4 protein-coding genes are annotated in these 8,831 nt (G+C 62.8%); 3 read left to right on the top strand and 1 reads right to left on the bottom strand.

The genetic code is table 11. The annotated features are described in order from the left end of the window. From WA070_RS12745 to WA070_RS12755, 3 genes are all read left to right on the top strand, one after another. The coding region (locus WA070_RS12745) for an abortive infection family protein (protein WP_422634305.1) at positions 1 to 484 on the top strand (484 nt) is incomplete at its 5' end. A gap of 427 nt (positions 485 to 911) precedes the next feature. After that, positions 912 to 1,487 (top strand): hypothetical protein, encoded by a 576-nt coding sequence (locus WA070_RS12750; protein WP_281822839.1) that lies wholly within the window; start codon positions 912 to 914, stop codon positions 1,485 to 1,487. 357 nt (positions 1,488 to 1,844) lie between these two features. Further along, on the top strand, positions 1,845 to 3,155 hold the full coding sequence (locus tag WA070_RS12755; protein ID WP_230189216.1) for a hypothetical protein: 1,311 nt from the start codon (positions 1,845 to 1,847) through the stop codon (positions 3,153 to 3,155). 26 nt (positions 3,156 to 3,181) lie between these two features. Here WA070_RS12755 and WA070_RS12760 read toward each other — a convergent pair whose 3' ends face one another. After that, the gene (locus tag WA070_RS12760) at positions 3,182 to 8,344 is read right to left on the bottom strand and encodes a hypothetical protein (RefSeq protein WP_422634306.1); all 5,163 of its coding nucleotides are present in this window, start codon (positions 8,342 to 8,344) and stop codon (positions 3,182 to 3,184) included. Positions 8,345 to 8,831 lie beyond the last annotated feature (487 nt).

An 8,831-nucleotide genomic window follows, 5' to 3' on the forward strand; every position in this document is an offset into this window, starting at 1 on the left:
AGTCTATTTCAAGATAGTTGGCAAGTTCGAAGGGGAAGAGCACGTAGTTGATTCAACGGGGATAGAAGCATTCGAGGCAAATGAAACCCTTCAAGAATTAGTCGCTGCGATCCGCAGGGACTTGGACGCTGGCCGTCCAAATGCTGGATTGGACCGACTGCATACGTATTGCATGAAGCGCTTCGCGTCCCTTGTAGTCAAACACGGGGGTGAGCCCTGTGGCGAAAATGACGCCCTGCACGCCAGAGTGGGGAAATATGCTAAGGCACTGAAAGCATCACGAAACCTCACGGAAATGTCGGACCGCATCATCAAGAGTTCCATTTCCACTTTCGAGTCGATGAACGAGATTCGGAACAACAAGTCCTTTGCGCACGACAATGAAAGCCTTGTCTCGATGGATGAAGCGAAGTTCATCTATGACAGCGTGACCGCCCTGCTACGTTTCATCAAAACGATGGATGCGCAAAAGTTTGAGGATTGATGCAGATGGCACATGCGGGCTTGAGTGCCCGCAATGTCCCGCGGAGCTGATGTTCGAACTTGCCTTAGCGTTGGTCAATTCTTGGGTCGGAGGCGCTGAGCGCCGCACTGCGCCTGCAAGGCAGCTTTCGGGGTGTGAACTGAGGTCGGGAACGTCCACTTCTGACGCGGTGCAGTCCGCAGCTGCCGACCAAAATTCGCCATTCCGATCCAACGCTCCGTACGGCAGCTCACGCCGAAAGCTGCCGATAAGGCTCTGCGAAGCGGTGGCTCATCATTTCGGGCGTCGCCTCAGACACTGAAATTAGCAAGGTCGAACCGGCAGAAGAAGAAAACGCCGGACTGAACAGCTTCGCTTCTCTTCGACTTTCGCCCTATAGACAGCTGCGCAGCAATCCCGAGCTTGCTACCATGACTTCGAGGTCCAATTGCCTTATACCGCCCGCGCGGACGGCCGCGTGGCCGTCACCATCGACAGCAATGTCTGGGATCAGTTCTTTGCCCTCGGCTTCGATCTGGCTGCCGAACTTCCCGTCACGCGCTTTGCGCTATTCGTGCCGCGCGAGATCGAAATCGAAATCGCCGCCATCCCCGATCGGCCGGACAAGGTCGCTCTGAAGGCGTACATCCGGGAGCAGATGCGAGACGCCTCCGTCAAGGTCTCCGCCGTCTTCGGCTTCACCACCCAAAAGGGTCCACAGCGGCGCGGCGGCTTCGGCTTCGGCACGTTCCAGTCTGAAGATGCGCGCGCATTCTACGCTGCGATCCGAGAGCCCTTTCTGATCGGAAAGCCGACCCGTAACAGCCAGCTTAGCCATAACGAGGGCGATGCGGCCCTTGGCGCGGCGTCGCTCGCATCTGTCGTCCTGACCCGTGACCTCAAGAAGGCCGGCCCGCTGCGCGTCGCGCGCGATCATGGCGGCAAGCTGATCGATATGACGACGTTCGATCGCGCGGGGCCATCCCTCGCCTCTCTCATCGATACCTGTCACGCGGAAGACTGACCGATGCGGGAGCAGGCCCGCCCCCGGGCACAATGTTGGCCATAAGGACGCAGTAACCGATTGCCTGCCCGTCGCCCGCTGCTTACCTTTGTCCTGCCTATCTCCGAGGAAGATTCACGACGTGCCGGCATTCGCGCAAAACTTCTCGAGTTATGCCCAGTCGTCATTCGAGGTCCTCTGCGACATCGCCAATGTCACCAAGAACCCCTCGATCCAGGATCGCGAGGGTTGGGACTATATGGTCGAGTTTGCTCGCGAAAGGGTCCATGGCCTCCCGCACGATCGGCAACCGGGGAACGCCACGGTGCGGGTTCAGGTAAGTCCAAGACCGATGGAAAGCCGACCACGAGCGTCAAATTGAGCAATGCGCTCCGGTTCGCCAATGAGCCGGATCCGTGCTTCATCACGCTCTGGTGGCGCAACAGCGACCATAGCGAGGAGAGGATCTACGCCCGTCACTTCGACAAGCCGCTGATCGAGGCCGCCCTGCGCCGCGCCCGGGAAGCGCAGCGCGACGGTAAGACGGATCTCCATCGTCTCCGCTTGTCGATCGCCTTCGACGAAGCCGACGATCGCACCGATGATCTTCTGCCGTGGATACGCTCGATCGGCGACACCGACCAGCACGACTATGCCAACCAGAAGCGCCAGTTGACCCGCGAGTTGGGCTTCGACGAAGGCCATTTCGGCGGCACGGTGACGATCCCCTTCGACGACGTCCAAAAGCTGATCGATGCCGCCGTCGGACTGCCGACAAGCCCGGCCGACGTCGAGATCATCTTTGGCGACAAGCGGTTCGACATCGTTTCACCGCTTTTCGCCGGCAAGCCCACCATCTTCAACCTCGACGCCATTCCGCAACCCGGGCAGCTCACCTTTCAGAACGCGGCCGGCCAAGCCGCCACCTTCGCCGGCGAGGTCCGCAAGTTCGCCATGGACAATCTCCCGTTGGAGACGGTCCGCGCGACCTTCACCTCACCGACCATAAGCGCTGTCCTGCGCGGCCCCGAGCTCAACATCAGCTACCAGTTCCGCGGCACCGATGTTCACCCTTTCGATCACCTCCAGAATCTTGCGCGGTTCATGGTGATCTCGGGCGAGCGCTGCACGGTTTCGCTTATGCTCGACGACCAGGACGAGCCGCTCGAGACGACCTGCCCTCCTGTCGCAATCGAGGACCGTGAGATTTTCGTCTGGTTGGACGACGCCTTGGGATATCTCCGAAGCTGCTGCAGCCCCGACGATAATCCGCCAATGCGCGCCGCCGACGTGTTTGCCGCGCATGACGAGGTCGTCAATTTCGCGATCGCCGGCGCCGCCGGCACGCCCACTTTCGATTTCGAAACCGACCGCGACATCAGCCTCCCGCTCGTGAGAAGCATGGTGGCCTTTCGTCTCGTCCAGTTCGGAGACCTGAGCTTCTACTCGATCTTCCGCCGCGCCTGCCTCGAACAGTCGGCCGAGGCCAGGAGGATCCATCTCCGTTTCAACGATCCCGTCGAGCTTGAGGCCGGTATGTTGGCGACCGACAGTGTGTCCGCGCGCGCCACCGTCGCGCGAAGCTTCGGCGCGCTCGCCACGCGTATCGGCAAGGGTGCGCTCATTCTCAATGGCGGTGACTACCTATCGCTGATGCGCAAGGAAGGCCCCCTCATCGAGGTGCTGTGAGCTCCTTGCCAGAAGACGCCCTGCGTTCATGCGTCTCGCAGACGGCTTTGGGCCGGGCCGTTACGCGCCGCCTCTAACTTCAGCTCGAGCTCATGGGCTTCTGACACGCCAAGGCTGACAAGTCTCCCGAGCATGGCGTCGATCCGCAGGCGCTGCCCATGATCGTGGTAATAGAGCGACGGGTCGCCCTTCGACGCACTTTCGAACCACTGCGCGACCTTTCGGCCGATCGCCAGTTCATGCCACATCGCCCGGTCGCCCGCCGTGGCCTCTAGCCAGGATTCGATGGCGAAGAGAAGGAAGTCGAGGTGACGCGCGGTCGGCCCAATCAGGAGAGTGTTCATCGTGCAAAGCGCCACAAAGGCGGTCGGCCCGCCCGGCATCATGGGGCGCAGCGCTTCGAGCAGCGGATCGATCCGGTCGAAGATGGCTGGAACGAGATAACTCTGACTGCCCGAACCGAAGACATATTCATTCATCAGCATCACGGCGATCGTCGGACCTGATTCAAGGTCGATGCTCAGGTCGCCCGGTCGGCGGTGCCGGGACCAGCGATCGAGAGCTATGGTGCGCGTCACCAGCTGCCGCCGGATCGTGAGGGCGCGATTGGGCGGGCGCCCCCGATCATTGAAGTAGGAGGCATCGGCCGCGCGTGTGAGCGTGTCGGCGACGTCGCAGAACGAGCGGTCGGGAAGTTCCAGGATCGGCGTCAGGATAGCATCGAGCCGGTCATGCGCCGAATCCATGATGACTGCGGCGACCAGCAGATAGAATTGCTGGTTCCAGTCGTCAGGCGATCGGTCGAGCTCGGCGTCGGCGGGATAGCCATGAGCGTTGAGCCGCGCCGACCACGGCGCATAGGTATCGACAATCTCGCCGAACCACGCCGGCCTCGGGCACGCCTCGCGATTCAAAAGCGCGAGCCACTTCGCAATGCCTTGCGTCTCGACATGGATCGATGCCTTTTTCGAGCGCGGCGCCCAACTCTCCTCTGCCTCGTCCTGTTCGAACTCGATCCGCGCCCCGTCGCGCGAGAGGATCGCGCGCGGACTGTTCCGCAGAAAGGGTCTTTCGTCTAGCAGCGCTGGCCACTCAGGCTCGGGCCCGCCGTCCAGCCATGCGATCTCGGCAGAAACCGCCTCCCTGTCCTGACGCGCGCGCTCTGTCTCATAGGCGACCTCATCGGCGGGATCATCATCATAGGGGTGCCACCGATAGCGGCGACGGGCGAACGCCATCCGGATCGCCGACTTGATGAGCCGCGGATCAGCGTGATCGATCGTCGCCCGGGCCGCGGTGAACGCCGGTATCGCTGCCCTGTCGCCTCGCACGGCGGCTTCCACGATCCGATCGCGATCTGCCGTCACCTTGCGACGATGCCAGAGATGAACAAGCGCGCAAATCGCCATCCCGGGCCGGTTGAAGCCGAGTGTCTCGCCGGAGCCGTAGGCGTCCACCTCCTCAATCAGAGCGATATCTATGACTGCCCTGACCCAGGCTTCATGTTCGGCGAGAAGGGCGTCATCGCCGTCGCGCGCGACCAGCATGGCGGTGGCAATGAGGCGGGTGGACCGTGCTTTTAGATAATCTTCGTCGCGGTCGTCGGGCAGATCGCCCGCCGCATGCTCCGCCGCTTGTCGTGCGGTCTCCGCCGAGCCTCTCGCCGGATCGTTGGTCGCGAGCTGGATTCTCGCCTCGATATCACTCGACAAGGCGAGCGCGCGGCTTGCGGTTTCGAGGCGCGCTAGATGCTCGGCTTCGGCGGGCGGCGGCACGAAGCTAAATAGGCCGTCGACCTCGACCCAGTTGGCCCGGTCCAATAGGTTCAGCGCATGCGCTCCCATGAACGTTGGATCGCGAAAAGTATCGCTCTCGTTACAAGGTCCGAGTTCATCGACCGCTTGGGCAAGAAGCCGCCGGACGGCGGAACTGGCATCGTCGTTCCCGGAATAGGAGAACATCAGTTGCTCGAGGGTGAAGCGGCGGGAGCCGCGTTTTGCAAGATCGGCGAGCCGCACGCGGCCGCTCGGCTCTTTCTGGAAAGCCATCATGTCTCCGAACATCTCGATCGACGCGCGGTCGCGATCGCTGGCGAGGATATGCGGGTTGGCCACAAACGGAACGAGCGCGTCGCGCGTCGCGGGCCAATGGGACATGAGGACGTCGATCGCGACCACGAGATAGGCAGCGCAGCTTCCCTCCGGCCCGAGGATGTCCTGCAGCACCGTGGCGACATCCTCGCCGCGCTCGAGCCGCTCATGCGACCAAGCTTCGAGGGCCTTGAGGGCGGAGCCGACCGAGGATTCCGGTGCCTGAAACTGCCGTGACCAGAAATAGGTCTGGACCCAAGGGAAGAACCGCGGCGTACCGTCGACGACGACCGTGAAGCCATTGGTCTCGGTCGCCTTGCCAGCGGCATGACCGTCGACTGCCGCTGCGACGAGCGTGCGAATGAGCGCAAGTCCGATTTGCTGATTGGCATCGAGCAGATCGAGAAACGGGGTCTGTGCTGGTGACGCCGGCATGTAATCGCTATCCGCGAAACCGAAGACGCGGCCCATTGACTCGCGGCGAGACCGTCCCTTGCGCGGATTCTCGATGAGGCTGGCTTCGATGAGCGCCGCAAGTTCTGCGGGCGCGACGCTCGCTAGAGCCTTGCTGAACAGCCGGATCGCCTTGACCTTGTAAGTGTCGTTCTCGCCCGCCACCGCCCGCAGATAGGCCTTTGCCTTCTCCGACGCGTTGGCCGCGAGCAGCAGCGTCATGCTGCGAAGATCCTCGATCATGCGCGAGCGCGCTTCACCCTGCATCCTCGGGGCGTCCGCCGGCGACGGGATCGCGATCGCCGTCTCTCGCACATCGAGCTGCAACAGCCAATCAAACAGCATCCCGGCGGCCGCTTGTCCGTAAGCGGAAATGGTCATTGCGAGGAAGAACTGGATCTCCACGAGTTTGACCACGGACGCGATAGCGTGAACCGGGATCTGCGCCTGATGGTCCAAACACCACATCAGCATCGCGGGCGCCGATGGTGAGGATGCCGCACGAAGGGACGTCGTGCCTTCGGGAACCTCGAACCCCTGGGCCTTGATCCGTGCGAACAGCGCCGCCGCCGACATCGTTTCCACGGCTATGATCGCGGTGCAGAGTTCGATGAGGAGCGCACCGCCCTGCGCAAGCAACGTGTCGGAGCATCGGTTGAGCAGCTCGGCCGACAGTTCCGACCTCACGATGGCGAGGAGCGCTTGCCGACGCCACGCTGCATGCGCGCCAGGGCGCGCCAGAGCCTCAAGGAGCGCCTGCCATACCGCGCCGTTTGTTGCCCTCTCCAACGCAAACCGGCCGGCAAACTCGATACCGCGCGCGAGGCGCGGCGAAGGCTGCACCGTCAGGTCGACGCCATCGAGCAGGGTGATGTTCTCATGGAGGCGCGCGCCGATCGCCCAGTCGCGCAGCACGTCATGGCGGAAACCCAGCTTGTCGCGGTGCGGCTCGCTCAGGCTCCGGCTGTCCAACAAATGCGTGCGTGCATCCGAATCGGTGGCGACATCGATTGTGTCGCGGCCGCCGAGCGCCGCTTCGGCCAGTCCGGCGAGCAGGCGTTGGGCCGCGCGCTTGTCTTTCGGCTCCGCCCCGTCGGCGCTGTCCCACCAATGGTGCGCCAGCGCCGCCTCCGTGCGGATGTCGACCGTGCTCGGCACCTTCAGCAGCCGGGTCAGCCGGTACAGATTGCGGGCGATCGGAGCGGCTGGATGGTCCGGCGACAGCAGGGCGTGCAATTCCGGCGCCATCTCGACCAGAACCGCGACCTCGTCCTCGTCGAGCTCACCCACGAATACGCGATGCGGGGCGCCGAGCCTGGCGATGGCGTCTTCGGCGAGCCAGCTGCAGTCCTCGACGCCGAGGTCGGGCCGCGTCGAGACAACGACCGAGAACCCCTCGATACCGGCGATTTCCCGCAGGACGTCGTTGACCGTGCGGCGCCGCTCCGCTGTCGCGAACATCTCGAGCCCATCGATGAACAGGATCCCGCCGCCGCTGGCCGCGATATCGCCGAGAAATTCCCCGGCGGTCCCCGGGACGCCCAACCGCTCCGAGAGCGCCGACCAGCCCCCGTCGGGCGTTGTAATCGGATCAAGGACGATGACCTGGCCTTCGCGCGCTTGCCTCTCGGCAAAATGACGCAGCACCCAGGATTTGCCGACGCCGGGATCGCCGGTGATTTCGATGAAGCGGTGCGCGTCGCGCGCCTCTTCCATCGCCGCCACAGCGCCCAGGCGAGGCAGGGTGATCCCGCCGACGCTCGTGCCGATGTCCATGAGTGCGTGGCGCGACAACTCCGCAAGCTTGCCGCGGGCCAGGGAAAAGTTCCGGTCGCCGGCGAGGCGAAAGCCGTGCGCCGTCACCGTGTCGATCAGCACCTCGCGCGTGAGCGATCCACCGGTCGTGCCGGTCTTGATGGCCACCGCGATCAGATCGCTCCAGAGCCCTTCGGCGCGGCCGGCATCTTCGGGCGCGAGCACCTGCCGCGCCAGCATGAGCGCATAGTCCCGCGCCTGTGGTGCGCCGGATTCAAAGTCGAACTCTAGGATCAGGAAGCGTCGGATGATATTCCAGATCACCTCGTCGTCGTCCGCGATCCCATGCGCGACGAGATGGGTCCGGAACGCTTGGCCGAAATTGCGCATTTTCGGGCTGGCCACGCCATTAAGCGCAAGCCGGGCGAAGAATTGAGCCCCGGAACTCGCGGCGCGCGCCCAGGCGAGCACATCCTGATACGGGCCGGAGATCGCAAAACTGGTGCGCTGGGTCGCGGCAGCCAGGAGGTGCCGGTCGGTCGGCGGACTGTCCGGCGCGGTGCGCGCGATCTGTTCGCACAGGTTGATGAAAATCGCGTCCTTCGGCGCGAAGGTGGCGGTGCGCTTGGACTGGATTTCGAGAACCGAGCTTCCGCTTTTCGACGCCGCGTGGACGATCAGATCGTCAAGCGCATAGCCTTCATCCACGCCCTGGAACTGAACCCGTTTGATCACGGCATCGGGGAGACCACGCGCTTCGCTGCCAGCCAACATCTGAAGCAGATAATAAGCGCCAAGCTCACCCTCAATGTAAGTGCCTGCACCCCCGCGCCCGACCGGGCTCGAGCTGCTGACTTCATCTTTGGGAGGCTTCTCCGGTTCCTGTTTCATCCATCTGCATTCGAAATCTCGGCGGCCCTCACGTGGCCGCCCACCAGTAGCGCGAAGCAGGACTTAACTCGACTAGTTTTGATCGCGATTTTGCCTATCTATACCTTCCGAGCTTGCACTTGGGGAGCGGCTCGACAGGGGAATGCCGTAACCTACGTGCCGGCAACCGAGCAGGTCTTGAGATCGAAGAAACTGCGAGGGATGGCGGCTTACCGCAAGAGCTGCCGTTCAGTATTTGGATTCGGAACGGCAGGAATGTCCCAATCGAGGTCATCGAGCAACCAGATGACGGAAAACCCGGTTGCCGTCATGACTGGCGACAAACAGGTTTTTTCAGACACCATGAGCGGGGCTGTCGGGCCTTAGACCCAATGACTGCCGGGAGCCATTTTGGCTCCGATCTGCGTTGCTCGCCTGGGGGTCAGAGCAAAGGAGATAGTCGATGGCAAAAGGTACCAAATACATCGGGCTGGACGTGCACAAGGAA

Origin of the sequence: Sphingobium sp. (assembly GCF_049304695.1) — a bacterium.
Taxonomy (GTDB): Bacteria; Pseudomonadota; Alphaproteobacteria; order Sphingomonadales; family Sphingomonadaceae; genus Sphingobium.

Coding starts and splice junctions, on each gene's coding strand:
- WA070_RS12760 (WP_422634306.1), bottom strand. CDS start 8,344: ATGAAACAGGAACCGGAGAAGCCTCCCAAAGATGAAGTCAGCAGCTCG.